The sequence below is a fragment of the Streptomyces yokosukanensis genome (assembly GCF_001514035.1).
GTDB classification, from domain to species: Bacteria; Actinomycetota; Actinomycetes; order Streptomycetales; family Streptomycetaceae; genus Streptomyces; species Streptomyces yokosukanensis.
Genome location: NZ_KQ948209.1, coordinates 586,077 through 610,967 on the forward strand (window position 1 = coordinate 586,077; position 24,891 = coordinate 610,967).

Here is a 24,891-nt window from a genome sequence, read left to right on the forward strand (position 1 = left end):
CCCTCCCGCCTGGGAATCCGGCTGAGTGACAGCGACACTACGCAACGTGTGTGCCGGCGACGAGGCCTTTGGCATTTTCCAGTGGAACATGCGTCCGGTGGACTAGTGTGGGTCAACTGACCTCTGTGACAGGTGAGTTGATCCATATGTTCGACATCGTCGAGGGTGCGTCAACGGCGCTCGGGAGCCCGCAGCGAGGTGAGCGCCGTGGCGTGCGCCCCACCGGACTCCGCCACCACCTCGGCGACGGTCTGCGGCTCCCGCGCGGTCGCGAAGGCGACGCCTCCCGAGGCGTCCGGCGCGAAGCCGTAGACACCGGGCCGGGCGAGGGAGTTGTAGGAGTAGTGGTGGGCGAAGTAGTACGCGCCCGTGTCCAGCGCCGCCGCGTAGTCGCCCTGCTCCAGCAGGGGCAGGGCGCGCCCCTCCGCCAGCAGGTCGCCCGAGAAGCAGGCCGGCCCGGCCACGTCCTGCACCGCCTCGGGGCCCTGCTTCGGCCGCCCCTTGGTGTCGTAGGCGGCGATCCTGAGCGGCCACGCCTGCGGCGCGTACACGGTGCGCGTCGCCACCTGCACGCCCGCGTGCGTCACGGCGATCCGCCGCCCGCCCGCGCTCTTGGCGTACTCCACCCGGGCCACCACCGTCCCGTGCTTGGCCAGCAGCGACCGCCCGAACTCCGTCACCAGCCCGTACCGGCCGCCGCACAGCCCCGGCACCTCCTCGGCCAGCAGCCGGGCGTAGTCCGCGTACGACGGTGCCGCCGCCTCGCCCGCGAAGTTCACCGGCAGCCCGCCGCCGATGTCGAGCGTGTCGATCTGCCGCCGTCCCGCCCGTTCGTTGATCTCCTCCGCGAGTGCGTACGTCTCCGCCACTCCCCGCGCCAGCAGTGCCAGGGGGATGCCCTGGGAGCCGGTGTGCGCGTGCAGCCGGGTCAGCCACGGCCGCTCCAGACACGCCCGTACGACCCACTCGCGCGCCCCCGCGTCGCGCAGCGCCACCCCGAACTTCGAGGTCGGCGTCGCCGTCGAGGTGGCCCCGATCGTGCCGCCGCCGATCTGCGGGTTGACCCGGATGCCGAGCGGGGACCTGGTGGGGGCCCGGCCGACGAGGGCGTCCAGGCGGTGAAGCTCCTGCGGGTTGTCGGCGTTCACCGCGATGCCCAGGGCCAGTGCCTCGCGCAGTTCCTCCTGGGTCTTGGCGGGGGAGTCCAGCACGGTCCGGCCGGCCGGCACCCCGGCCGCGCGGGCCAGCGCCAGCTCGCCGGGGCTCGCCACCTCCGCGCCGATGCCCGCCTCGTGCAGCAGCCGCACCACCGCCACCAGCGGGGTCGCCTTCACCGCGAAGGCGTGCAGCACCGGCGTCCCGGGCGCCAGCACCGCGTCGAACGCGGCCCGCAGGGCTGCCGCCGACTCCCGGATCCCGGTCACGTCCAGCAGCCCGGCCACGGCCGCGTCCGGTCCCAGCAGCCCCTGCTCCACGGCGGCCCGCACCGCCTCGTCCCGCCGGGCGGCGCGCCGCTCCGGCTCACCCGTCTGCACCTCGATGTCCCCGGTGTCCCGCTCCACGGTCTCTCCCTTCGTCACCGCCGCACGTGCAACCAGCCAAACACCGACGGCGCGCGGACGCGGTCGCCCCGATGTATTGACTAGCTCTATTCAGGAAGACAGGATGTGAATAGACGTAGTAACAGAAGGAGGCAGACGATGTCGGGACCCCGCCCCGTACGAGCACCGCGCGGCACGGAACTGAGCGCCCTGGGATGGCAGCAGGAAGCCGCCCTGCGGATGCTGCAGAACAACCTCGACCCGGAGGTCGCCGAGCACCCCGACAAGCTCGTCGTCTACGGCGGCACCGGCAAGGCCGCCCGCGACTGGCGCTCCTTCGACGCCATGGTCCGCACGCTGAAGACCCTCAAGCAGGACGAGACCATGCTGGTCCAGTCCGGCCGCCCGGTCGGCGTGATGCAGACCCACGAGTGGGCGCCGCGTGTCCTCATCGCCAACTCCAACCTGGTCGGCGACTGGGCCAACTGGGAGGAGTTCCGCCGTCTGGAGGCCCTCGGCCTGACCATGTACGGCCAGATGACGGCCGGCTCCTGGATCTACATCGGCACCCAGGGCATCCTCCAGGGCACCTACGAGACCTTCGCCGCCGTCGCCGCGAAGAAGTTCGGCGGCACCCTCGCGGGCACCATCACCCTCACCGCCGGCCTCGGCGGCATGGGCGGCGCCCAGCCCCTCGCCGTGACCATGAACGACGGCGTGGCGATCTGCATCGACTGCGACCCGCGCGCCATCGAGCGCCGCATCGAGCACCGCTACCTCGATGTGAAGGCGGACTCCCTCGACCACGCGCTCCAGCTGGCCACCGAGGCCCGGGACGCCCGCCGCCCGCTGTCGATCGGCGTCCTCGGCAACGCGGCCGACCTGGTCCCGCAGCTGCTCGCGATGAACGCCCCCATCGACATCGTCACCGACCAGACCTCCGCCCACGACCCGCTGTCGTACCTGCCGGTCGGCGTGGCCTTCGAGGACATGGCCGACGAGGCGACCAAGGACCCGGCCGGTTTCACCACGCGCGCCCGTGAGTCCATGGCCAAGCACGTCGAGGCCATGGTCGGCTTCATGGACGCCGGCGCCGAGGTCTTCGACTACGGCAACTCCATCCGCGGCGAGGCCCAGCTGGCCGGCTACGACCGCGCGTTCGCCTTCCCCGGCTTCGTCCCGGCCTACATCCGCCCGCTGTTCTGCGAGGGGAAGGGCCCCTTCCGCTGGGCCGCCCTGTCCGGCGACCCCGCCGACATCGCCAAGACCGACAAGGCCATCCTGGAGCTGTTCCCGGAGAACGAGTCCCTGGCCCGCTGGATCAAGATGGCCCGCGAGCGCGTCCACTTCCAGGGTCTGCCCGCACGCATCTGCTGGCTCGGCTACGGCGAGCGCGACAAGGCCGGCGAGCGCTTCAACGACATGGTCGCCTCCGGTGAGCTGGCCGCCCCGCTGGCCATCGGCCGCGACCACCTCGACTGCGGCTCCGTCGCCTCGCCGTACCGCGAGACCGAGGCCATGCTCGACGGCTCCGACGCGATCGCCGACTGGCCGCTGCTGAACGCCATGGTCAACGTGGCGTCCGGGGCGTCCTGGGTGTCCATCCACCACGGCGGCGGCGTCGGCATGGGCCGCTCCATCCACGCCGGCCAGGTGACGGTGGCCGACGGCACGAAGCTGGGCGGCGAGAAGATCCGGCGCGTGCTGACCAACGACCCGGGCATGGGCGTCATCCGGCACGTGGACGCCGGATACGACATCGCGGAGTCGGTGGCGGCCGAGCGGGGGGTCCGGGTGCCTATGCGCGAGGGTGACCAGGCGTGACCTTCCACAGCATGTGGGCGGAGCTGCTGCCGATCGGCCGCAACTCCGCCTCCGGCGGCTACCGGCGCTACGCCTGGACCGGCGCCGACGCCGAGTGCCGGGGCTGGTTCAAGGAGCAGGCCGAGGGGCGCGGGCTGACCTACGAGGTCGACCGCAACGGCAATCAGTGGGCCTGGCTCGGGGACCCCGCCGCCGGGGACGCCGTGGTCACCGGGTCGCATCTGGACTCGGTGCCGGACGGCGGTGCCTTCGACGGGCCCCTCGGGGTCGTGTCCTCCTTCGCCGCCCTCGACGAACTGCGCGCCAGGGGTGCGCGGTTCACCAAGCCCCTCGCCGTCGTCAACTTCGGGGACGAGGAAGGGGCCCGGTTCGGGCTCGCCTGCGTCGGGTCGCGGCTCACCGCCGGGCAGCTGGGCGTCGAGCAGGCCCACCGGCTCACCGACGGGGACGGCATCAGCCTGCCGCAGGCCATGGAGGCCGCCGGGTACGACCCCGACGCCATCGGGGCCGACCCCGAGCGCCTCGCCCGCATCGGGGCCTTCGTGGAACTGCACGTCGAGCAGGGCCGGGCGCTGGACCTGTCCGGCGACCGGGTCGGCATCGCCAGTGCCATCTGGCCGCACGGGCGCTGGCGGTTCGACTTCCGGGGCGAGGCCAACCACGCCGGCACCACCCGGCTGGCCGACCGGCGCGACCCGATGCTGTCGTACGCCGAGACCGTGCTCGCCGCCCGCCGGGAGGCGCGGCTCGCGGGCGCCGTCGCCACCTTCGGCAAGATCGCCGTGGAGCCCAACGGGGTCAACGCGATCCCCTCGCTCGTGCGCGGCTGGCTCGACTCCCGCGCCGCCGACCAGGAGACCCTGGACACGGTGGTCGGCGGTGTCGAGAAGGCGGCCCGGGAGTACGCGGACGCCCACGGCGTCGATCTCGAGGTCGTCCGGGAGTCCTTCACCCCGGTCGTCGAGTTCGACCACGCCCTGCGCGACGAACTCGCCCGTATCCTCGGCAAGGACACCGACCTGAAGGCGCCCGTCCTCGGGACCGGGGCGGGACACGACGCCGGAATCCTCTCCGGCAGCATTCCGACCGCCATGCTGTTCGTGCGCAACCCCACCGGTGTCTCGCACTCCCCGGCCGAGTTCGCCGCCGAGGACGACTGCGTGGCCGGGGTGCACGCGCTCGCCGACGTACTGGAAGGGCTGGCCTGCAGGTGACCAAGCGGACCTACTGGTCGGAGCACGCCTGGCTCGGCACGGACGTCGAGCCGGGCGTGGCCCTCGATGTCGAGGGCGGGCGGATCAGCGCCGTCCGCACCGACGTCCCCACCCCGCCGCCCGGCGCCGAGGTGCTGCGCGGACTCACCCTCCCGGGGCTCGCCAACGCCCACAGCCACGCCTTCCACCGGGCGCTGCGCGGCACCGTCCAGGTCGGCAGCGGCACCTTCTGGACCTGGCGCGAGGTGATGTACTCCGTCGCCGACCACCTGACCCCGGACACCTACCACGCCCTGGCCCGCGCGGTGTACGCCGAGATGGCCCTGGCCGGGATCACCTGTGTCGGCGAGTTCCACTACGTGCACCACGCGCGCGGCGGCACCCCCTACGCCGACCCCAACGCGATGGGCGAGGCGCTGATCGACGCCGCCGCCGAAGCCGGTGTCCGGATCACCCTCCTCGACACCTGCTACCTGTCCTCCGGCTTCGGCACGGCCCCCAACACCCACCAGCTGCGGTTCTCCGACGGCAGCGCGGAGGCCTGGGCCGAACGCTGTGCAGTTCTCAAGGAACGGGATCACGCACGGATCGGGGCGGCGATCCACTCCGTACGGGCCGTGCCCGCAGGCCAGTTGGCGACGGTGGCGGGGTGGGCCGAGGAGCGGCGGGCCCCGCTGCATGTGCATCTGTCGGAGCAGACCGCCGAGAACGACGCCTGCCAGGCCGCCCACGGCCGCACACCCACCCGGCTGCTCGCCGACCACGGCGTCCTCGGGCCGCGCACCACCGGTGTGCACAACACCCACCTCACGGACGAGGACATCGCGCTGATCGGCGGCAGCGGGACCGGCACCTGCATGTGCCCGACGACCGAGCGGGACCTGGCGGACGGCATCGGTCCCGCCGTCGCCCTGCAGCGGGCGGGCTCCCCGCTCTCCCTCGGCTCCGACAGCCACGCCGTCATCGACCTGCTCGAAGAGGCGCGCGCGATGGAGCTGAACGAGCGGCTGCGCACCCGCACCCGGGGCCACTGGACGGCGAACTCCCTGCTGCGGGCCGCCACCGCGGACGGCCACGCCGCACTCGGCTGGGACGAGGCCGGCACGCTGGAGGCGGGCGCCCTCGCCGACTTCACGACGATCGCCCTCGACTCGGTCAGGACAGCGGGACCGCTGCCCAGGCTGGGCGCCGAGACGGCCGTATTCGCGGCGGGCGCGGCGGACGTACGCCATACGGTCGTGGGCGGCCGGCATGTCGTACGCGACGGAGCGCACACGCTCGTGCCCGACGTGCCGCAGGCGCTGTCGGCCGCCGTCGAAGCCCTGCGCGGCTGAACCCCATCGCCCCCCACAAGGACGAGACCATGAGCAGCAGCACCGTCATCACCAACATCGCCACGCTGGTCACCAACGACCCCTCCTTCGGATGGGAAGGCTCTCCTCTCGGCCTGGTCCGGGACGCGGCCGTCGTCATCGACGGCGACCGCATCGCGTGGACCGGTGAATCCAGCAAAGCACCCGCCACTGACAATCGGGTCGACGCGGGCGGCCGGGCGGTGCTGCCGGGCTTCGTGGACTCCCACTCCCACCTGGTCTTCGCCGGGGACCGCACCCAGGAGTTCAACGCCCGCATGTCCGGCCGCTCCTACACGGCCGGCGGCATCCGCACCACGGTCGCCGCCACCCGGGCCGCGTCCGACGCGGACCTGGAGGCGAACCTGGCCCACTACCTGGCGGAGGCGCTCCGCCAGGGCACCACCACCTTCGAGACGAAGTCGGGCTACGGCCTCACGGTCGAGGACGAGGCCCGCGCGCTGCGCATCGCGGCACGGCACACCGACGAGGTGACGTACCTCGGCGCGCACATCGTCCCGCCCGACCACGCCGACGACCCGGCCGCCTACGTCGCCCTGGTCACCGGCGAGATGCTGGACGCCTGCGCGCCGCACGCCCGGTGGATCGACGTGTTCTGCGAGAAGGGCGCCTTCGACGGCGACCAGGCCCGCGCGATCCTCACGGCGGGCAAGGCGAAGGGCCTGCACCCCCGCATCCACGCCAACCAGCTCTCCTACGGCCCCGGCGTCCAGCTCGCCGTCGAACTCGACGCGGCCAGCGCCGACCACTGCACCCACCTCACGGACGACGACGTCGACGCCCTGGCCAACAGCGCTACGGTGGCCACCCTTCTGCCCGGTGCCGAGTTCTCCACCCGGGCCCAGTGGCCGGACGCCCGCCGGCTCCTCGACGCCGGCGTCACGGTCGCCCTCTCCACCGACTGCAACCCGGGCTCGTCCTTCACCTCCTCCGTCCCCTTCTGCATCGCCCTGGCCGTCCGCGACATGCGGATGACCCCGGACGAGGCGGTCTGGTCGGCCACGGCCGGCGGCGCCGCGGCCCTGCGCCGCACCGACATCGGCCGCCTGACTCCGGGTGCCCGAGCCGATCTGACCCTCCTGGACGCCCCGAGCCACGTCCACCTGGCGTACCGGCCGGGGGTGCCGTTGGTCGCCGGGGTGTGGCGCCGGGGCGTACGGGTCGTCTGAGCGGGAGCCGGAGCCATCCGGCCGAGCGCGGCGAGCGTCGTACGCGGCGGCGGGCCGCTCAGCCTGCTCCCGACCGCCATCGCTGGTCCCGCTCGCCGCTCAGTGGGCTCAGGGCCACCCCGTGCCGGCCGTCCGGGGCGAGCGCCGTCTCGATGGCGATGCCGGGGCGGATCGTGCCGTCGGGGTCGACGGTGAAGCGGAGGTTGTCGCCGTTGTCGCCGTGGACCGAGTCGCACTCCCAGACGCCCACGCCCCGGTCCACCGAGCCGCGGCTGTCCAGGCAGAAGCGGTCGTCGGCTCCCGAGCGCAGTACGCCCAGGTAGCTGTCGACCCGCCAGCGCTGGGTGCGGGCGGAGGAGCACGGCGCCGTGACGACGTCGTTGCCCTGCGACACGTCTCCGTCGCGGATGTCCAGGCAGCGGCCCGTCGCCAGGTTCACCACCTGGGCGAAGGGGAGTTCGAGGGGGGCCGGGTGGGGGACGGCGACGGGGACGGGGTGACGGAGACCGTCGCCGTGACGGTCACCGGCGGGGGCGTCGGCGTCGCGGCCGCCGGCTGCCGGCGGCCGGTGTGCGCCGGGGTGAGCAGGAGCACGAGGAGCGGGGTCAGGGCGACGCCCAGGGCCGCCGTGGCGAGCAGGACGCGGCGCCGGGGCGGCCAGGTCGCCGGTACGGCGGGGCGAGCGGGGGCGGCGGGCGGCTCCGCTGCGCGCAGGTAGGCGGTCCCGCCCCACGGCAGCAGACCCTCCGCCAGCGCCTGCCGGGGTGTGTCCCGCAGGGCTCGCAGCTCCTCGGACGCGGCCGTGCAGTGCGGGCAGCGGGCCAGGTGGGCGTCCAGGTCGGCGCTGCGGCGCGGGCCCCGCGGCCGTACCGCCTCCTCGATCAGCCGGCGGAAGTCGGCGCAGCGAGGGTCGTCGGAGGCGGCGAGGGACTCGCGCAGGCAGGCCTGGGCGAAGGCCTCGAGGGCCTGCGGGGTGCCGTGGGCCACGTCCGCGCGACTGAGCCCGAGGAAGGCGGCGGTCCGCTCCTGCGGCTCCTGCTCCAGGACGCCGTACCAGATCAGGCCCTGGGTACGGGAGGGCAGCGAGCGGAACGCGGGCAGCAGGGGCGGGGCGGGGCCGTCGGGCAGGTCGGACGTGTTCAGGACGAGGAGCAGTGCGGGGTCGAGGCCGGCGGTGCGCTCGTCGCGGGCCCAGTCGACGGCCAGCCTGACGGTGAGCAGCAGCAGCCGGTGGCGCAGCGGTAAGGCGGGGTCGACGCCCCGGGCCGCCTCGCGGGCCGCCGTGGTGACGACCTCGGTCGCCAGCCGGCGCGCGGCGGACTCGCTCGCGGCGCACAGCCGGGCGTAGGAGAGGACCGCCGGGTGGTGCCGGCGGCGCAGCTCCTGCAGGGCGGGGTAGGCCGTCGCCGCGGGGGAGTGCAGCAGCTCGGTCAGCCGGTCGTCCGGAGCGTCCGCGCACTCCCCGCCCGCCGCGGCTCCGCCCGCCTGGGTCCCGTACGCCCCGGTCTCGTACGCGCCGTCGGTGCCGGGCTGGTCCCCCTCGGCCATGCGTCACCCTCCGTCCCCGAGAAGGCATCTGACATACCAATCAGTTTGGGGGCCCATAGTGGTGGAGGGGGTGGAAGCGGGAAAGAGGTTTCCGTGGGTAACCCGATAACGGTTGGGCACACGGGACGACCGTCCACGCCGCCTCGGTCCGGCGCCGTCGGTGGCGCCGGACCGCGGCGGTCATTCCTCGAGCGTCAGCCCCTTGCGCAGCCGTACCAGCGTGCGCGACAGCAGCCGGGAGACATGCATCTGGGAGATGCCGAGTTCCTCGCCGATCTCCGACTGGGTCAGGTTCGCCACGAAGCGCAGGGAGAGGATCTTCCGGTCGCGGGAGGGCAGTTCGGCGATCAGCGGCTTGAGCGACTCGATGTACTCGATGCCCTCGAGGCCGTGGTCCTCGTACCCGATGCGGTCGGCGAGCGCGCCCTCGGTCTCGTCCTCCTCGGGCTGGGCGTCCAGCGAGGAGGCGGTGTAGGCGTTCGAGGCCGCCATGCCCTCGACGACCTCGTCGTTGGAGATGCCGAGCTGCTCCGCCAGCTCCGGGACCGTCGGGGCGCGGTCCAGCCGCTGGGCCAGCTCGTCCCCGGCCTTGGCCAGGTCCAGGCGCAGCTCCTGCAGCCGGCGCGGCACGCGCACGGACCACGAGGTGTCGCGGAAGAAGCGCTTGATCTCGCCGATGATGGTCGGCATCGCGAAGGTCGGGAACTCGACACCGCGCGTGAGCTCGAAACGGTCGATCGCCTTGATCAGGCCGATGGTGCCGACCTGGATGATGTCCTCCATCGGCTCGCTGCGGGAGCGGAAGCGGGAGGCGGCGAACTTGACGAGCGCGAGGTTCAGTTCGACGAGGGTGTTGCGGACGTACGCGTACTCGTGGGTCCCTTCCTCCAGCGATTCGAGGCGCTCGAAGAGGGTCTTGGACAGGGCCCGCGCATCGACCGGGCCGATCTCGTCGTACGGGGGGATCTCCGGGAGTCCCTCGAAGGGGTCGAGGGCGTCGATGGGATGATCCGGCTGTTCCGGTGGGGGTGCCGACGTCGCGGACCGGGTATGCGATGCGTCGAGCCGGGGTGACATGGTGTCCTCCATCGTTCTCGGCATATGGCTGCCGAAGCCATTGAGTGCACTGCGGTGTGCGGCGCCTCCGAAGCCGGCGTGTAGGGATAGGTGTCCTTACTAGCCCTACCCGCTCCACCGAGACGATCGCAAGTGCGTTCTGTTCGGGTATGTCCTATTCTGTGAAGTTCTTCGGGTGCCGGAGTGCGCATGGAAGGCGTAATGTTCGAGAGCAGTCAGCGTCCACGACCTCAGGAGAGAGACGGCATGGACCACGGGATGGTCGGCAGCGCACAGTCGGGCCGGCTTCTGGTGGAGGTGCGGGAAGAGGGCTCCAGCGCCGTTGTGGCACCGGCGGGTGAGCTGGATCACCACACTGCCGATCTTCTGCGCGAGCCCCTCGACGACCTTGTGGCCAAGGGCTTCTCACGCCTGGTCGTGGACTGCACCCGCCTGGAGTTCTGTGACTCCACGGGCCTGAACGTCCTGCTCGGTGCCCGGCTGAAGGCGGAGGCCGCCGGGGGCGGGGTCCATCTGGCCGGAATGCGGCCGGTGGTGGCCCGTGTGTTCGAGATCACGGGGGCCGAGGCGGTCTTCACCGTGCACGACTCCGTGGAGGCGGCCCTGGCCGACGGTACTGGCTGAGGCCGCCGTCCCCGCCCTTCCCTGCGCCGCCGACCGGGTGGGCGCCCGCGTCCGTCACGCCGAAAACAGGGGTGTTGTGCCGGATCGGCCGGGCAGGAGAGGGCAGGAGGAGGCGGGAGACACCCTGACGACAGCCGGCCCTGACCGCCCCGGGACCGGCGCGACGACTGGACGGGACGTACGTGCGACGGACGGGCGAGCAGCACATCCCCGCGGACGCCGGACGGACGACGGGCGGACTACGTACGGACCGCCGGCACGAACAGGTGCCGGCCTTTTGAATCGTGAACTCGTGAACTGGTGATTCGGTGAGGTGAAGCGCTGATGAGCACCACCCGGCCTTACTCGCCGGGCGACCGCGGCCCGGAGCCGAGCGGCGCTTCCGGGGCGTCCGAGGGGGGTGCGCCGACGGACGGCGCGCCCACGGGGGCAGCCGCGCCGTCCGTGCCGTCCGGGACCGCCGGCGGCACTGCGGACACCGGCGGGCCACAGGTCCGCAGACTCCGCCTGCGGGGTGAGAGCGGGGTCGTCCCGCTCGCCCGCGACTTCAGCCGCCAGGCGTTGTACGCATGGGGCTGGCTGCCCGCCGTCGGCGCCGACCAGCGGGCCGCCGCCGAGGATGTACTGCTCGTGGTCTCCGAGCTCGTCACCAATGCCTGCCTGCATGCCGAGGGCCCCGAAGAGCTGGTTCTGGCCTGCGACAACAAGGTGATCCGGGTGGAGGTCTCGGACCGGGGCACCGGCCAGCCGGCCCCCCGCACCCCGCACCGCGCCGGGCGCCCGGGCGGCCACGGCATGTTCATCGTGCAGCGGCTGTGCCTGGACTGGGGTGTCGTGCGCGCCGCCGGCCGGCCGGGCAAGACGGTGTGGGCGGAGCTGGGCGCCCCGGGGTAGTCCGTCGAGCCGGGAGAGCCGCCCCGTCCGCTCACCCGGCCCGCCGACTCTGGCACGTCCCGACTCGAACTGCTCGACCGCGCCGAGCGGTTGGTGGCGCCGAGACCGGCTCGGTGCCGGACGCCCACGACCACCAGGCCCAATGCGGTGGCATCCGGTACCGCCCGGCCGGTGGCGGCGAGGCGGCGTACGTCCACATCCTCGACGCCCCGGGCCCACCCTCCACTCCAGCCACCCGCCGCACCCGCCGGATCGCCACAACTCCGGCGTGTGATGCGTCTTCCTTCCTCACGGCGCCGGGCGTACCTTGACGGCCAAATCTGATGTGCCGTCAGGAAATGTCGTCGGGAATGAATGGGGTGGACCGAACGTGTCGTACCCGAAACGAACCGCCGCGCTCGCGTCCGCCGCGGCCCTGGCCGGCTCGGTGGTGCTGCTGGCAGCGCCGGCGGCCCACGCCGATGTCGTCAACGTCAACTACCGCTGCCAGACCCCGATCGGGGTCAAGAGCGCCGTCTCGCCCATCGACATGAAGGGCGTCAAGAGCGGCAGCGGCTACAAGATCACCATGTCCTGGCAGAAGGGCGTCTCCTCCAGCCCCGTCGAGCTGGGCAAGGGCGCGATGACCCCGAGCGCCACCATCGCACTGGGCGGCGCCGACAGCGGCACGCTGCCGGTCAGCGGTCCGCCCAACGCGGCCGCGATCCCCGCCAACACCCCCATCAAGATCAGCGACTTGAGCGGCACCTACACGCCGAAGAAGACCGGCAAGGTCACCTTCACCCCGGGCACGCTCGTCATCAAGGCGCTCGGTACGACGACGACCTGCACGCCGACCAACAATCCGCCACCCGGGCTGAGCCTGGACGTGACGGCGGCCGGCGGCTCGTCGTCCTCCTCCTCCGGCGGTTCCTCGTCGTCCTCGTCGTCGTCCTCGTCGTCCTCGTCCTCGGGCGGCTCCTCCTCCGGGGGACAGCTCCCGCAGACCGGACCGGAGGACTCCGCGGTCGCCCTCGGCACCCTCGGCGGCACGGTGCTCCTCGCCGGCGCGGCGGGCGCACTCTGGCTGACCCGGCGCGGTCAGACCGCACGCCGCTGACCCCGGGCCGACGTCCGCCGCCCCCGGCATCGGCCGACGCCGGGCTGCCCCGGCCGTCGGCCCTCGCCGAACCCCAGGCCACCGCTGGAGCCGCCCATGCCGTCCGCCGCCCGCGCCCTGACCCGCCACCGGCGCCCGCCCCGGGCCCGGGTACCGCTCCCCGCCCGCGCCGCGCTGCCCGCGGCCCTGTGCCTGTGCGCCGTGCTGGGCGGTGCGCCCCGCGCCCATGCCGCCACGGGCTGGTCCGTCGCGCCCGTGGGCGGCGGCCGTCCCTCCTTCTACGCCGAGGGCCCGCCCGGAACGGTCCTGCAGGACACGGTGTCCGTCACCAACCCCGGGCGCACGCCGGTCGTCGTACGACTGTCCGGCACCGGGCTGCGGACCGTCTTCGCCGAGAAGGCGGGGGACGGGATACGCGTCCCGGCCCGCACCCGCGCCGAGGTGCCCTTCACGGTGACCGTGCCCGCCGGGGCCGGGCCCGGCGACCGCTCCGGTGCCGTCGTCGCCCGGGACACACGGGGACGTACCGCGACCGTCCCGGTCCGGCTGCGCGTCGGCGGTCCGGCGCTCGCCGCGCTGACCGTCGAACACCTCGCCGTACACGCCGACCGCATCACGTACGAGCTGGTCAACCGGGGTACGACCGTCCTCGTGCCGAGGCTCGCGGTGCGCGCGGACGGTGTGCTCGGCCGGGTCCTGGACCGCGCGCCCCGCACCCTCCCCGTCCGGCTGCGCCCCGGTGCCCGGCTGAAGCTCAGCGAGCCGTGGCCCGACCGGCCCGCACTGGACGCCGTCGACGTACGGCTGACGGTCACGGCACCGGGTGGAGCGCACGGCACGGCGAGCGCGTCGGCGCGGTTCGTGCCGTGGCCCGTGGCGGCGGGCACGGGCGGCGCGCTGCTCGCCGGGACCGGCGCGCTGATCGCCGCTCGCCGGCGCGGGCGCCGCACCCCCTTGGGCGCCCCGGCGACCGCTGCTCCGTCGCCCGGCGGTCCGGCGACCGGTGGCCCGCGCGGCGCTGTCGCCGTCGAGGGCCGGTGCCGCGGTGGCGCGTCGACGCAAGACGCGGTGACGGGTGACGCGGTGACGGGTGGCGTCGTGACGGGTGACGCGGTGACGGAAGGCGCGGTGAAGTGAGCGGGAAGGTACGGATTCTGCGTCTGCCGGCGCTGGCGGCGGTGTGCGCGCTGCTCCTGCTGACGCTCGGCGGACCGGCGGCCGCGGCGGACGGCCCGGTCGTGAAGCTGTCGGCGTCCCAGGCGGGCACCGGCGGCTCGATCACCGCCACCGGCACCGGCTGGAGGCCGCACACGCTGCTGATGCTGCTGGTGTGCGGGCAGGCGACCCCCTCCCGGGGCGTCGTCGGCGGCACCAACTCCTGTGCCAATGGCGACGGCAGGGCCGTGACCACCGACGCCCAGGGCGCCTTCGGCAAGAAGGTCCCGGTCGCCGAACCGCCCGTGCCCTGCCCCTGCGTGGTGCACGTGGCCACCGTCACCGGCACCGAGGCGGAGGCGGACGCCGTCCTCCAGGTCGCCGGACATCCGGTCGCCCCGCTGCCCGCCGAGGACACCGGCGGCCGGCTGTCGATCCTGTCCGACACCCGGCTGACCGGCTCAGGCTCGCTGCTGACCTGGTTCGGCGCACCGCCGAGCCGCTCCCTGGTCTTCACGGTCGGCAACTCCGGCACCGGCGTCATCAAGGACCCCGTCTTCCAGGTCGGCTCCGCGCACGGCGTCTTCGCCCCGCAGTGGGACGACCGGCAGTGGCACGGCACCCTGGCACCGGGCAGGCGGGCCGAGGTCAGACTGCCCGTCGAACTGTCCGCCGGGGCCCACGGCGACTACACCGTCTCCCTGAAGTACGGCGGCAAGGTCCTCGCCGAACAGCCATGGGGCGTGGGCCGTCCCTGGGGCGTGACGCTGTTCTGGCTCCTGCTCTGCGTGGTGGTCCCGGCCGCGCTGTTCCGCATCGGCATGGCCGTGGTGGACCGGGTGCGGCCGCGCCGCCCGGGCGGCGCCCCCCGCAGCTCCCACCGGCGCCTGCCCCGGCCCGCCCTGCGGCTGCCGCTGCCGCGCTCCCGCGCCGCCGCACCGCCCCCCTCGACCCCGACCCTGCCGTGGTTCGCCCCGGACTCCGTCCCGGGAGACCCGGCCGGCCGGCTCTCCGCACCGCACCCCGACAGCCCGACGAGTCCTACGACTCCCACCAGGAAGGGACCCACGTGAGCATCCGAAGGAGAGGTACGGCCGCGGGCGCCGCGCTGGCGCTGAGCGGTGCGGGCGTCCTGCTGGGCCTCGCCGCGACCCCGGCGCAGGCGGCCGACGTGTCGTTCGCCACCCACTGCGTGCCGCCCGCCGGCATCAGTCCGGTCGACGGCACCACGAAGGTCGAGATCACCGCGCCGGCCACGGCGAAGGTGGGTGACACGGTGGACGTCGTCTGGAAGTTCGTCCAGGCCGCGTCCAAGAACCCCGACATCATCGATCTGCCCGCGAACTCGGTCCAGCCGTCCGGCGTGCTGAAGGCGGCCGGCGCGCAGAGCGCCGACATCGCGATGCAGGGGCCGCGGCAGAACCCCGCCATCCCCAAGGGCGGCGCCATGGTGCTGTCCGACATGAAGGGCAGCCTCAAGCTGACGACGGCCGGCGAGGTGACGCTGACCCCCGACGCGTACACCGTCAACGCGATGTCGACGGACACCAAGTGCACGCCGAAGGAGACCGTGCTGAAGGCGGCGACGATCCAGGTGACGGGCGGGGGCGGCGGCACGCCGACACCGACACCGACGCCGACGCCGACGCATTCGACGACACCGACCCCGTCGAGCACGCCCACGCCCACGGCGAGCGGCGGCGGGAACGGCCAGACCGACTTCACCGGCAAGGAGGTGCAGATCCCCTACGCCTGCAAGACGCCGATCGGCGACAAGAACGCGACCTCGCCGGTGCAGATCAACGCCAGGAAGAACGGCGGGAACTACGACCTCACCGTGCAGTTCAAGAAGTCGGTGATGAACAGCCCCGTCGACATACCGGCGAACTCGGTGAAGCCGTCCATGGAGGTGGCGCTGGGCGGCGTCGACAAGGGCACGGTGCATGTGGAGGGGCCGACGAACGCGAGCCCCGTCAAGTCCGGCGCCCCGATCGTGATCCCCGACCTCACCGGCACCTACAAGCCGGGCGCGAGCGGCTCCTCGACCCTGTCCCCGGGCGTCCTGACGGTCAAGGCCCTCGGTACGACGACGACCTGCACTCCGACCAGGACGGCGGTCTCGCTCACGCTGGACACCAGCCAGCAGCCGGGCGGAGCGTCCGGAGGCACGTCGACGTCGGGCGGCACCTCCTCGACCGGCGGCAGCGGCAGCACCGGCGGTAGCGGCTCCGGCGGCCTCGCCGAGACGGGCGCGAGCGACCACGGCGCCCTGAAGGCCCTCGGCCTGGTCGCGGGTACGGCGATCCTGCTGGGCGGCGCGGTGTTCACGTTCATGCCGGGACGCAGGACGCGCTGACACCCCGCGAACGCCGAAGAGGGCCACCGCGTCCGGAGACGGGGTGGCCCTCTTCAGCGGGACCGGTTCGTGGACCTGCGTCAGTGAACGTCGCCCATGAGCTTGTTGACGTTCTTGCGGAACATCCACACCGCGACACCGGCGACCACGGCGAGCACGGCCTCCAGGGCGACGAAGCCCATCTTGTCGAGGTTGATGCCGCCGACGGCCGGGTTCGACACCAGCGCGGTGATCGAGTCGCCCGCGGTGACCGCGAGGAACCAGACGCCCATCATCTGGGAGGCGTACTTCTTCGGCGCCATCTTCGTCGTCACGGACAGACCCACCGGCGACAGCGTCAACTCACCCACGGTCTGCACGAAGTAGATCGCGACCAGCCACATCGCCGCGGCCTTGTGACCGCCCTCGGCGATCGACAGGGGGGCGAGGAAGAGGAAGAACGACGCACCGATCAGCACCAGACCGGAGGCGAACTTCACGATCGTGCTCGGCTCCTTGCCGCGCCGGTTCAGCCACAGCCACAGCCAGGCGAAGACCGGCGCCAGGGCCATGATCATGACCGGGTTGACCGACTGGTACCAGGAGACCGGGAAGCCCCAGCCGAGGACCGAGTTCTTGGCCGAGCTGCTCGCGAAGAGCGACATCGTCGAGCCGCCCTGGTCGTAGATCATCCAGAAGACGGCGGCGGCGACGAAGAACCAGATGTACGCGCGCACCTTCGACTTCTCGGTCGAGTCCAGGTCCTTGTCGCGCAGCATCCGCGTGATGACCAGGATCGGCACGATCAGGCCGATGACGGTGAGCGGAATCAGCGCCCAGTTCAGCGTGAAGTGGCCGGTGCCGCCGACGACGCCGTAGAAGACCGCGGCGACGGCCAGCCACATCAGGCCCTTGCGCAGCGTGGCGGACTTCTCCTGGGCCGACAGCGGGGTCGGGACGACGCTGCTCTTCTCGCTCAGGTGGCGGCCGCCCAGCAGGTACTGGGCCAGACCCAGCGCCATGCCGAGCGCGGCCAGCGCGAAGCCCAGGTGCCAGTTGACGTTCTCACCGACGGTGCCGATGACCAGCGGCGCGACGAAGGCACCCAGGTTGATGCCGACGTAGAAGAGGGTGAAGCCACCGTCCCGGCGCGGGTCCTGCGGGCCCTTGTAGAGGTGGCCGACCATCGTGGAGATGTTGGCCTTCAGCAGACCCGAACCGATGGCGACGAGACCCAGGCCGACGAAGAAGCTGGCGGACACGGGCAGCGCGAGGCACAGATGGCCCAGCATGATGATCAGACCGGCGACGGCGACCGTCTTGCGGGGGCCGAGGACACGGTCGGCGAACCAGCCGCCGGGGAGGGCGAGCAGGTACACGAGCGACACGTACACGGAGTAGATCGCGGTCGCCGTGCCCGCGTTCAGGTGCAGGCCGCCCGGGGCCACCAGGTACAGCGGGAGCAGGGCCCTCATGCCGTAGTAGGAGAATCGCTCCCACATCTCGGTCATGAAGAGAGTGGCCAGGCCGCGGGGGTGGCCGAAGAAGGTCTTCTCGGACCCGGGGGTGCCCGGGCGGACCGAGTCCTTCGTCAGGCTGGACGCCATGGTCGTTCCTTGCTGGTCGGGACGCGCGGGCTGGAGCGTTGCGCGCCCGGTGGGGGTGCGGCCGGCACCGGCAGGGTCGGGCGTCCACCCCCACGCCCAGGGGGAGTCCGTCTCCGGATCACGGAAGCGGCGGACGGCGACCACCGGGATCCACGCCCCGACGCGTCGATGCGTCCGGAGCCCGGCCAGAGGTCATTCCTTTCAAGGCTGGTGTTCACCAACCCGCACACAAAAGAGACCTTCAGCGTCATCTACCCGCCGAAGGTCCCCGGTGTACTACAGGCGTTCAGGTCACCATACGGCAGGACACTGCCGGATATGGAAGGACTTGAGACACGGATCACAGGTGTCGAGGGAACCGCGGAGACGGATTCGAAGGTCCCTCTACGATCGCATCCCCGCAGTGATGGTTCGTACCAGTGGAGTACGAAGGTAAGAAGTCCGGGAAGCGATCACACCCCGGCACCGGACGCGGGCGGTCTACCATCACCTCATGACCCGTGTACTGCTCGCCGAGGACGACGCGTCCATCTCGGAGCCGCTGGCCCGCGCCCTGCGCCGGGAAGGTTACGAGGTCGAGGTGCGCGAGGACGGACCCACCGCGCTCGACGCCGGAATGCAGGGCGGCGTCGATCTGGTCGTACTGGACCTGGGCCTGCCCGGCATGGACGGCCTGGAGGTCGCCCGCCGGCTGCGGGCCGACGGCCACACCGTGCCGATCCTCATCCTGACCGCGCGGGCCGACGAGGTGGACACCGTCGTCGGCCTGGACGCGGGCGCCGACGACTACGTCACCAAGCCCTTCCGGCTCGCCGAACTGCTCGCCCGGGTTCGGGCCCTGCTCCGGCGCGGCGCCGCGGAGCCGCAGCAGCCGCCGGCCACGCACGGGGTGCGGATCGACGTCGAGTCGCACCGGGCGTGGATGGGCGACGAGGAACTGCAGCTCACCGCCAAGGAGTTCGACCTGCTGCGGGTGCTGGTGCGGGACGCCGGCCGGGTCGTGACCCGCGACCAGCTGATGCGCGAGGTCTGGGACACCACCTGGTGGTCCTCCACGAAGACCCTCGACATGCACATCTCCTGGCTGCGCAAGAAGCTCGGCGACGACGCGGCGAACCCCCGGTACATCGCGACGGTGCGTGGCGTGGGCTTCCGCTTCGAGAAGAGCTGAGCCCCTCCCCGGGGCCCAGCGATCACCCCAGGTAACGGAACATGCGCCGACGTCTGATCCAGTCCACCCTCGCCGTCGTCCTCGTCGTGATCGCGGTCTTCGGCATCTCGCTGGTGATCGTCGAGTCCCGGACGATCAGCAACAGCGCTCAGGAGCGAGTGGACTCCGAGGCGGTGCGGCTGGCCAGCATCGTGGACAGCCGGATCCTCGCCGCCGAGAACGTCAACGCCGAGGTGCTGCGCAACCCGGTCAGCAAGGACCAGTACGCGGTGATCCGCATGCCCGGCCACGATCCGATCGAGATCGGCACCAAGCCGCAGGGTGACGTGATTCACGCCTCGCAGCAGGGCGAGGAGGGCGAGACGGTCACCGTGCAGGAGCCGCGCTCCGCGGTGACCCGCGAGGTCGGCCGGACCCTGCTGATCATCGGCCTGGTGGCGCTGCTCGCGGTGGTCGCGGCCGTGCTGCTCGCCGTACGGCAGGCCAACCGGCTCGCCTCCCCGCTGACCGACCTCGCGGAGACCGCCGAACGGCTCGGCTCCGGCGACCCCCGCCCCCGGCACAAGCGGTACGGCGTCCCCGAGCTGGACCGGGTCGCCGATGTGCTGGACTCCTCCGCCGAGCGGATCGGCCGCATGCTGACGGCCGAGCGGCGCCTGGCCGCCGACGCCTCCCACCAGCTGCGCACCCCGCTGACCGCGCTGTCCATGCGGCTGGAGGAGATCACCCTCACCGACGACCCGGACATCGTGAAGGAAGAGGCGAACGTCGCGCTCACCCAGGTCGAGCGGCTCACGGACGTGGTCGAGCGGCTGCTGACGAACTCCCGCGACCCGCGCACCGGCTCCGCCGTCACCTTCGACCTGGACGAGGTCATCCAGCAGCAGCTCGCCGAGTGGCGGCCCGCCTACCGCAGCGCCGGCCGGGCCATCGTCAGCTCCGGCAAGCGGCATCTGCAGGCCGTCGGCACACCGGGAGCGGTCGCCCAGGTGCTGGCCGCGCTGATCGAGAACTCCCTCATGCACGGGGGCGGCACCGTCGCGCTGCGCACCCGGGTCACCGGCAACCAGGCCGTGGTCGAGGTGACCGACGAGGGCCCCGGCGTCCCGGCCGACCTCGGCGCGCGGATCTTCGAGCGGACGATCAGCGGACGGAACTCCACGGGGATCGGCCTGGCCGTCGCCCGGGACCTCGCGGAGGCCGACGGCGGCCGTCTGGAACTGCTCCAGGCCCAGCCGCCGGTCTTCGGTCTGTTCCTCTCCCGCACGCCCCCGGCCCGCAAGCCGGACGAGGACCATCCGATGGTGCGGTGAGGCCGCGCCCCGCTGCGGGGTGCGGCCCGGCCCGGCCTACGGAATCCGCTGGGACTTCGGCTCGGGCTCCGGGTGCGGCTTCTTCGACTCGGCCACCAGGATCGACTCCGCCTCCTTGGACGGCTGCACCCGGAACACCCAGGTGCGGTACGACCAGAAGCGGAAGAGGGTCGCGACGCCGATGCCGACGAACTTGAACACGTTGCTCTGCAGCGAGCTGTCCCAGCCGAAGCCGTAGGTCGCCAGGTAGAGCACGCCGTTCTCGATCACCAGGCCGATCGCGCTGAAGAGGAGGAACAGCGTCAGTTCCTTGGTGCGCCCGCCCCTGTCGCGGTCCCGGTACGTCCAGTAGCGGAACCCGACGTAGTTGAACGCGATCGCGACCACCGTCGCGATGATGCTGGCGCGCACCACCGGCAGGTCGGAGACGTGCCGGACCAGGTTGAAGACGCCGAGGTTGACGAAGATGCCCGCAACGCCGACGGTGCCGAACTTGGCCACCTCGCGTACGAGCCGTTGCAGCCCCGAGGAACGAGGTTCCATGGCTGTGCAGCTCCCGTCGGTAGGTTTCATCGGCCCAGCCATGCTAACCAGGCGGACACGCCGATGCCTCCGGACTGGGTCATAGCTCGGAAACAGGTCGGAAAGAGGCGGGTAAGAGACCATGAGAGGGACGCGATCCGGTCGCCCGGGTGTGGCCGATACGCTAGGGGTGTGACGTTCCCGGTAGTCGGCATGGTCGGCGGGGGGCAGCTCGCGCGTATGACGCACGAAGCGGGCATCCCGTTGGGCATCAGGTTCAAGCTTCTCAGTGACACCCCTCAGGATTCCGCGGCGCAGGTCGTGAACGATGTCGTCATCGGCGACCATCGCGATCTGGACACGCTGCGTGAGTTCGCGCGCGGGTGCGATGTGATCACCTTCGATCACGAACATGTACCCACCGAGCACCTTCGGGCCCTGGAGGCGGACGGCATCCCCGTGCGTCCGGGGCCAGACGCGCTGGTGCACGCCCAGGACAAGGGTGTGATGCGCGCGAAGCTCGACGCGATCGGCATTCCCTGCCCGCGCCACCGGATCGTGGCCGACCCGCAGGACGTCGTCCGGTTCGCAGCCGAGGGCGACGGCTTCCCCGTCGTCCTGAAGACCGTGCGCGGCGGCTACGACGGCAAGGGCGTGTGGGTCGTGGAGAGCGCCGAGGAGGCCACCGACCCCTTCCGTGCCGGCGTGCCCGTGCTCGCCGAGGAGAAGGTCGACTACGTCCGCGAGCTGGCCGCCAACGTCGTACGCTCCCCGCACGGCCAGGCCGTCGCCTACCCGGTGGTGGAGTCCCAGCAGGTGGGCGGCGTCTGCGACACGGTCATAGCCCCGGCCCCGGACCTGGACGAGTCCCTCGCGCTGCAGGCCGAGCGGATGGCCCTGACCATCGCCAAGGAACTGGGCGTCGTCGGGCATCTCGCCGTCGAGCTGTTCCAGACCCGCGACGGCCGCATCCTCGTCAACGAACTGGCGATGCGCCCGCACAACTCCGGCCACTGGACCCAGGACGGCGCGATCACCTCGCAGTTCGCCAACCACGTCCGCGCGGTCCTCGACCTCCCGCTCGGCGACCCGCGCCCGCGCGCCAGGTGGACCGTGATGGTCAACGTCCTCGGCGGCGACTACCCGGACATGTACTCCGCGTACTTGCACTGCATGGCCCGCGACCCCAAGCTCAAGATCCACATGTACGGCAAGGACGTGAAGCACGGCCGCAAGGTCGGACACGTCAACACCTACGGCGACGACCTGGACGACGTGCTGGAGCGCGCCCGTCACGCAGCCGGCTATCTGAGAGGCACGATCACCGAATGAGCACCGCTGCCGGCCCTGTCGTGGGCATCGTCATGGGGTCGGACTCCGACTGGCCCGTCATGGAGGCCGCCGCCAAGGCGCTGGACGAGTTCGAGATCGCCTACGAGGTCGACGTCGTCTCCGCGCACCGCATGCCCCGCGAGATGATCACGTACGGCGAGCAGGCCGCCGACCGCGGACTGAAGGTGATCATCGCCGGTGCCGGCGGAGCCGCCCATCTGCCGGGCATGCTGGCCTCGGTCACGCCGTTGCCGGTCATCGGTGTGCCCGTGCCGCTGAAGTACCTCGACGGCATGGACTCGCTGCTGTCCATCGTGCAGATGCCGGCCGGTGTCCCGGTCGCCACCGTCTCCGTCGCCGGTGCCCGCAACGCCGGTCTCCTCGCGGCCCGCATCCTCGCGGCGCACGACGAGGACCTGCTGCACAAGATGCGCGACTTCCAGCAGGACCTGTCTGATCAGGCCACCGAGAAGGGCAAGCGGCTGCGCGCCAAGGTCGAGGGGTCTAGCGGTTTCGGCTTCGGGAAGTAACAGGCAATGACCTCACTGGACGAAGCACGGTCCCTGCTGCGCGAGTTCCCGGTCGTCGACGGCCACAACGACCTGCCGTGGCAGCTGCGCGAGCAGGTCCGCTACGACCTCGCCGCCCGCGACATCGCCGTACGCCAGGACGACCATCTGCACACCGACATCCCGCGGCTGCGCGCCGGCGGGGTCGGGGCGCAGTACTGGTCGGTGTATGTGCGCTCGGATCTGCCGGGCGCGGTACCGGCGACACTCGAACAGGTCGACTGCGTACGGCAGTTGATCGAGAGTCACCCCGCCGATCTGCGGGCCGCGCTGACCGCCGCCGACATGGAGGCGGCACGCGCGGAGGGCCGTATCGCCTCCCTGATGGGCGCGGAGGGCGGGCACTCGATCGACAACTCGCTGGGCACCCTGCGCGCACTGCACGAGCTGGGCGTGCGCTACATGACGCTCACCCACAACGACAACAACGACTGGGCGGACTCGGCGACCGACGAGCCCAAGGTCGGCGGTCTGTCGGCCTTCGGCCACGAGGTGGTCCGGGAGATGAACCGCCTCGGCATGCTGGTCGACCTCTCGCACGTGGCGGCCACGACGATGCGCGCCGCGCTCGACACCACCTCCGCGCCGGTGATCTTCTCGCACTCCTCCGCGCGCGCCGTGTGCGACCACCCGCGCAACATCCCCGACGACGTCCTGGAGCGGCTGCCCGCCAACGGCGGCATGGCGATGGTGACGTTCGTGCCGAAGTTCGTGCTCCAGGCGGCCGTCGACTGGACGCTGGCGGCCGACGACAACATGCGTGCCCACGGCCTGCACCACCTGGACACGTCGCCCGAGGCGATGAAGATCCACCACGCCTTCGAGGAGCGCAACCCGCGCCCGATCGCCACGGTGTCCACGGTGGCGGACCACCTGGACCACATGCGCGAGGTGGCCGGCATCGACCACCTGGGCATCGGCGGCGACTACGACGGCACCGCGTTCACCCCGGACGGCCTCGACGACGTCTCCGGCTACCCGAACCTGCTCGCCGAGCTGCTGGACCGCGGCTGGTCCAAGGCCGATCTGGCCAAGCTGACCTGGCAGAACGCGGTGCGGGTGCTCGGCGCGGCGGAGGACGTGGCCCGCGGGCTGCAGGCCACGCGCGCCCCGTCCAACGCCACCATCGAGTCGCTCGACGGCGACGCCTGATCCGCGCGGGCGGGGCAGTCGGCGCAGCCGGCGGCCCCGCCCGCGGCCGGCCTGAAGGCGCGAGCCAGGAGCCCCTGGACGAGGTGGCGCGCACGGCCCGCGAGAGCTGTGGGGCGTACCCCCGAACGCCCCACTCGCCAGGAAGTTCTCCGCACCTCCGTGCGACCGTGACGGTATGCCGGCCGCGACCGACGCTGCCCAGGACGTACGGAGCTGCCATGGCCGACCTCCAGCCCGACATGCCCCGCACGACCGAGGTCGGCGAGCTCGACGGACTGCCCGACGCCCCCTTTCCCGAGCAACCCGGGCAGCCGGAGCCGCACACCCCGGCCGGGGTGCTCCTGGACCAGGCCCGGGCCCTGCTCGCCGCGCACCCCGTCGCCGACGGCTACAGCGGGCTGCCCTGGGCCCTGCGCCATCTGCCCCGCTACGACCTGGAGCTGGGCGAGGCCGCGATCGACACCGACATGCCCCGGATGCGCGAGGGCCATGTGGGCGCGCTGTTCTGGTCGCTGCATCCGCCCGAGGGCCCCGGCGGCGACCGCGCCACCGTCGGGACCCTGGAACAGCTGGACCATGTGCGCTCGGTGATCGAGTCCCACCCGGAGGGGCTGCGCCTGGTGCGCACCGCCGGGCAGGTCATCGACGCCCGCAACTGCGGTCGGATCTCCGTGGTGCTGGGCCCCGCCCACGCCACCGCGCTCGACGACTCCCTCGGCGTCCTGCGCATCCTGCGCGCCCTCGGCCTGCGGGTGCTCACGCTCACCGGCACGGCGTGGGCGGGCGAACGGGGGCTGACCCGGTTCGGCGAGGAGGTCGTCCGGGAGATGAACCGGCTCGGTGTGCTCGCCGATGTCTCCGGCGCCCCTGCGGCCACCGCCGAACGCGTCTTCACGCTGTCCAAGACCCCGGTGCTGTGCAGCCGCTCCGCCGCCCGCGCGCTGCGCCCGCACCCGGCCAACCTGCCCGACGAGCTGCTCGCCGCACTGGGCGCGGCGAGGGGCCTGTGCATGGTGCCGCTGATCGCCGAGCAGACCGGGCCGACGGTCCAGGACGTCGCCGACCACCTCGACCACGTCCGTGACGTGGCCGGGCCGCAGTCCGTCGGCCTGTCCGGCACGTACGACTCCGGGGCCGTCCATCCCCGCGATCTCGCCGACGCCTCCCGCTACCCCCATCTGATCGCCGAGCTGCTGCGGCGCGGCTGGTCCGAGGCCGATCTGGCCCTGCTGACCTGGGGAAACGTCCAACGGGTGCTGCGCAGCGCGGACTTCGCGGCCCGCGCGGCCCAGCACCGCCGGGACACCTCGCCCACGAGGATCACGGAGCTGGACGCCCTCTAGCGCCGGGGGCACCGGGCACGGGCGGCCGG

20 protein-coding genes and 1 pseudogene are annotated in these 24,891 nt (G+C 72.4%); 16 read left to right on the forward strand and 5 right to left on the reverse strand.

The window, feature by feature from the left end; all coding sequences use genetic code 11:
* Positions 1-170 precede the first annotated feature (170 nt).
* Positions 171-1,541, reverse strand: coding sequence for a type III PLP-dependent enzyme domain-containing protein (locus AQI95_RS12515; protein ID WP_067121614.1), 1,371 nt, complete (start codon positions 1,539-1,541; stop codon positions 171-173).
* A gap of 159 nt (positions 1,542-1,700) precedes the next feature.
* On the opposite strand from AQI95_RS12515, the gene hutU reads away from it, so the two are divergent.
* Genes hutU through hutI form a run of 4 tightly spaced genes read left to right on the forward strand, consistent with a single transcriptional unit; the run spans position 1,701 to position 7,121 of the window.
* A complete protein-coding gene (hutU, locus tag AQI95_RS12520; protein WP_067121401.1) occupies positions 1,701-3,365 on the forward strand; it encodes a urocanate hydratase in 1,665 nt (554 codons plus the stop codon).
* Positions 3,362-4,579: an allantoate amidohydrolase gene (locus AQI95_RS12525; protein ID WP_067121403.1), complete on the forward strand. Its 1,218-nt coding sequence runs from the start codon at positions 3,362-3,364 to the stop codon at positions 4,577-4,579. Before hutU ends, AQI95_RS12525 begins: the two co-directional genes overlap by 4 nt.
* Complete coding sequence (locus tag AQI95_RS12530) at positions 4,576-5,913, forward strand: formimidoylglutamate deiminase (protein WP_067121405.1); 1,338 nt, start codon at positions 4,576-4,578, stop codon at positions 5,911-5,913. Before AQI95_RS12525 ends, AQI95_RS12530 begins: the two co-directional genes overlap by 4 nt.
* Before the next feature lie 29 nt (positions 5,914-5,942).
* Positions 5,943-7,121: an imidazolonepropionase gene (gene hutI / locus AQI95_RS12535; RefSeq protein ID WP_067121407.1), complete on the forward strand. Its 1,179-nt coding sequence runs from the start codon at positions 5,943-5,945 to the stop codon at positions 7,119-7,121.
* 58 nt (positions 7,122-7,179) lie between these two features.
* Here hutI and AQI95_RS12540 read toward each other — a convergent pair.
* Positions 7,180-8,669, reverse strand: a pseudogene (locus AQI95_RS12540) (RICIN domain-containing protein).
* A 180-nt stretch (positions 8,670-8,849) separates the two neighbouring features.
* Positions 8,850-9,758 (reverse strand): RNA polymerase sigma factor SigF, encoded by a 909-nt coding sequence (locus AQI95_RS12545; protein ID WP_208614149.1) that lies wholly within the window; start codon positions 9,756-9,758, stop codon positions 8,850-8,852.
* 234 nt (positions 9,759-9,992) lie between these two features.
* On the opposite strand from AQI95_RS12545, the gene AQI95_RS12550 reads away from it, so the two are divergent.
* The 6 genes from AQI95_RS12550 (at position 9,993) to AQI95_RS12575 (ending at position 15,874) form a co-directional block, all read left to right on the forward strand.
* On the forward strand, positions 9,993-10,370 hold the full coding sequence (locus tag AQI95_RS12550) for an STAS domain-containing protein (protein WP_067121409.1): 378 nt from the start codon (positions 9,993-9,995) through the stop codon (positions 10,368-10,370).
* 324 nt (positions 10,371-10,694) lie between these two features.
* Entirely contained in the window at positions 10,695-11,264 is a 570-nt protein-coding gene (locus AQI95_RS12555; RefSeq protein ID WP_067121411.1) for an ATP-binding protein, read from the forward strand.
* Positions 11,265-11,634: 370 nt separating this feature from the next.
* Entirely contained in the window at positions 11,635-12,363 is a 729-nt protein-coding gene (locus tag AQI95_RS12560) for an LPXTG cell wall anchor domain-containing protein (RefSeq protein WP_067121413.1), read from the forward strand.
* Between the two features lie 96 nt (positions 12,364-12,459).
* Complete coding sequence (locus AQI95_RS12565; RefSeq protein ID WP_341849466.1) at positions 12,460-13,500, forward strand: COG1470 family protein; 1,041 nt, start codon at positions 12,460-12,462, stop codon at positions 13,498-13,500.
* Positions 13,497-14,591 carry a hypothetical protein gene (locus tag AQI95_RS12570; protein ID WP_067121415.1) on the forward strand — a complete coding sequence of 365 codons (1,095 nt, stop codon included), beginning with the start codon at positions 13,497-13,499 and terminating at the stop codon, positions 14,589-14,591. The genes AQI95_RS12565 and AQI95_RS12570 overlap by 4 nt, the downstream gene beginning before the upstream one ends.
* Positions 14,588-15,874, forward strand: a complete 1,287-nt coding sequence (locus AQI95_RS12575) for a hypothetical protein (RefSeq protein WP_067121417.1) — start codon at positions 14,588-14,590, stop codon at positions 15,872-15,874. The genes AQI95_RS12570 and AQI95_RS12575 overlap by 4 nt, the downstream gene beginning before the upstream one ends.
* 80 nt (positions 15,875-15,954) lie before the next feature.
* On the opposite strand, the gene AQI95_RS12580 is transcribed toward AQI95_RS12575, so the two are convergent.
* Positions 15,955-17,460, reverse strand: a complete 1,506-nt coding sequence (locus tag AQI95_RS12580; protein WP_067121419.1) for a peptide MFS transporter — start codon at positions 17,458-17,460, stop codon at positions 15,955-15,957.
* Between the two features lie 493 nt (positions 17,461-17,953).
* Between AQI95_RS12580 and AQI95_RS12585 the strand changes: the two genes are divergently transcribed.
* Complete coding sequence (locus AQI95_RS12585; protein WP_020940464.1) at positions 17,954-18,631, forward strand: response regulator transcription factor; 678 nt, start codon at positions 17,954-17,956, stop codon at positions 18,629-18,631.
* Positions 18,632-18,672: 41 nt separating this feature from the next.
* A complete protein-coding gene (locus AQI95_RS12590) occupies positions 18,673-19,944 on the forward strand; it encodes an ATP-binding protein (protein WP_067121420.1) in 1,272 nt (423 codons plus the stop codon).
* A 36-nt stretch (positions 19,945-19,980) separates the two neighbouring features.
* Here AQI95_RS12590 and AQI95_RS12595 read toward each other — a convergent pair whose 3' ends face one another.
* Positions 19,981-20,487 carry a GtrA family protein gene (locus tag AQI95_RS12595; RefSeq protein ID WP_067121422.1) on the reverse strand — a complete coding sequence of 169 codons (507 nt, stop codon included), beginning with the start codon at positions 20,485-20,487 and terminating at the stop codon, positions 19,981-19,983.
* A gap of 171 nt (positions 20,488-20,658) precedes the next feature.
* Between AQI95_RS12595 and AQI95_RS12600 the strand changes: the two genes are divergently transcribed.
* The 4 genes from AQI95_RS12600 (at position 20,659) to AQI95_RS12615 (ending at position 24,862) form a co-directional block, all read left to right on the forward strand.
* Positions 20,659-21,798 carry a 5-(carboxyamino)imidazole ribonucleotide synthase gene (locus tag AQI95_RS12600; RefSeq protein ID WP_067121424.1) on the forward strand — a complete coding sequence of 380 codons (1,140 nt, stop codon included), beginning with the start codon at positions 20,659-20,661 and terminating at the stop codon, positions 21,796-21,798.
* Entirely contained in the window at positions 21,795-22,328 is a 534-nt protein-coding gene (purE, locus tag AQI95_RS12605) for a 5-(carboxyamino)imidazole ribonucleotide mutase (RefSeq protein WP_079071222.1), read from the forward strand. Before AQI95_RS12600 ends, purE begins: the two co-directional genes overlap by 4 nt.
* 6 nt (positions 22,329-22,334) lie before the next feature.
* Positions 22,335-23,519 (forward strand): dipeptidase, encoded by a 1,185-nt coding sequence (locus tag AQI95_RS12610; protein ID WP_067121426.1) that lies wholly within the window; start codon positions 22,335-22,337, stop codon positions 23,517-23,519.
* A 218-nt stretch (positions 23,520-23,737) separates the two neighbouring features.
* Positions 23,738-24,862 carry a dipeptidase gene (locus tag AQI95_RS12615; RefSeq protein ID WP_067121428.1) on the forward strand — a complete coding sequence of 375 codons (1,125 nt, stop codon included), beginning with the start codon at positions 23,738-23,740 and terminating at the stop codon, positions 24,860-24,862.
* The last annotated feature ends 29 nt before the right edge of the window (positions 24,863-24,891 follow it).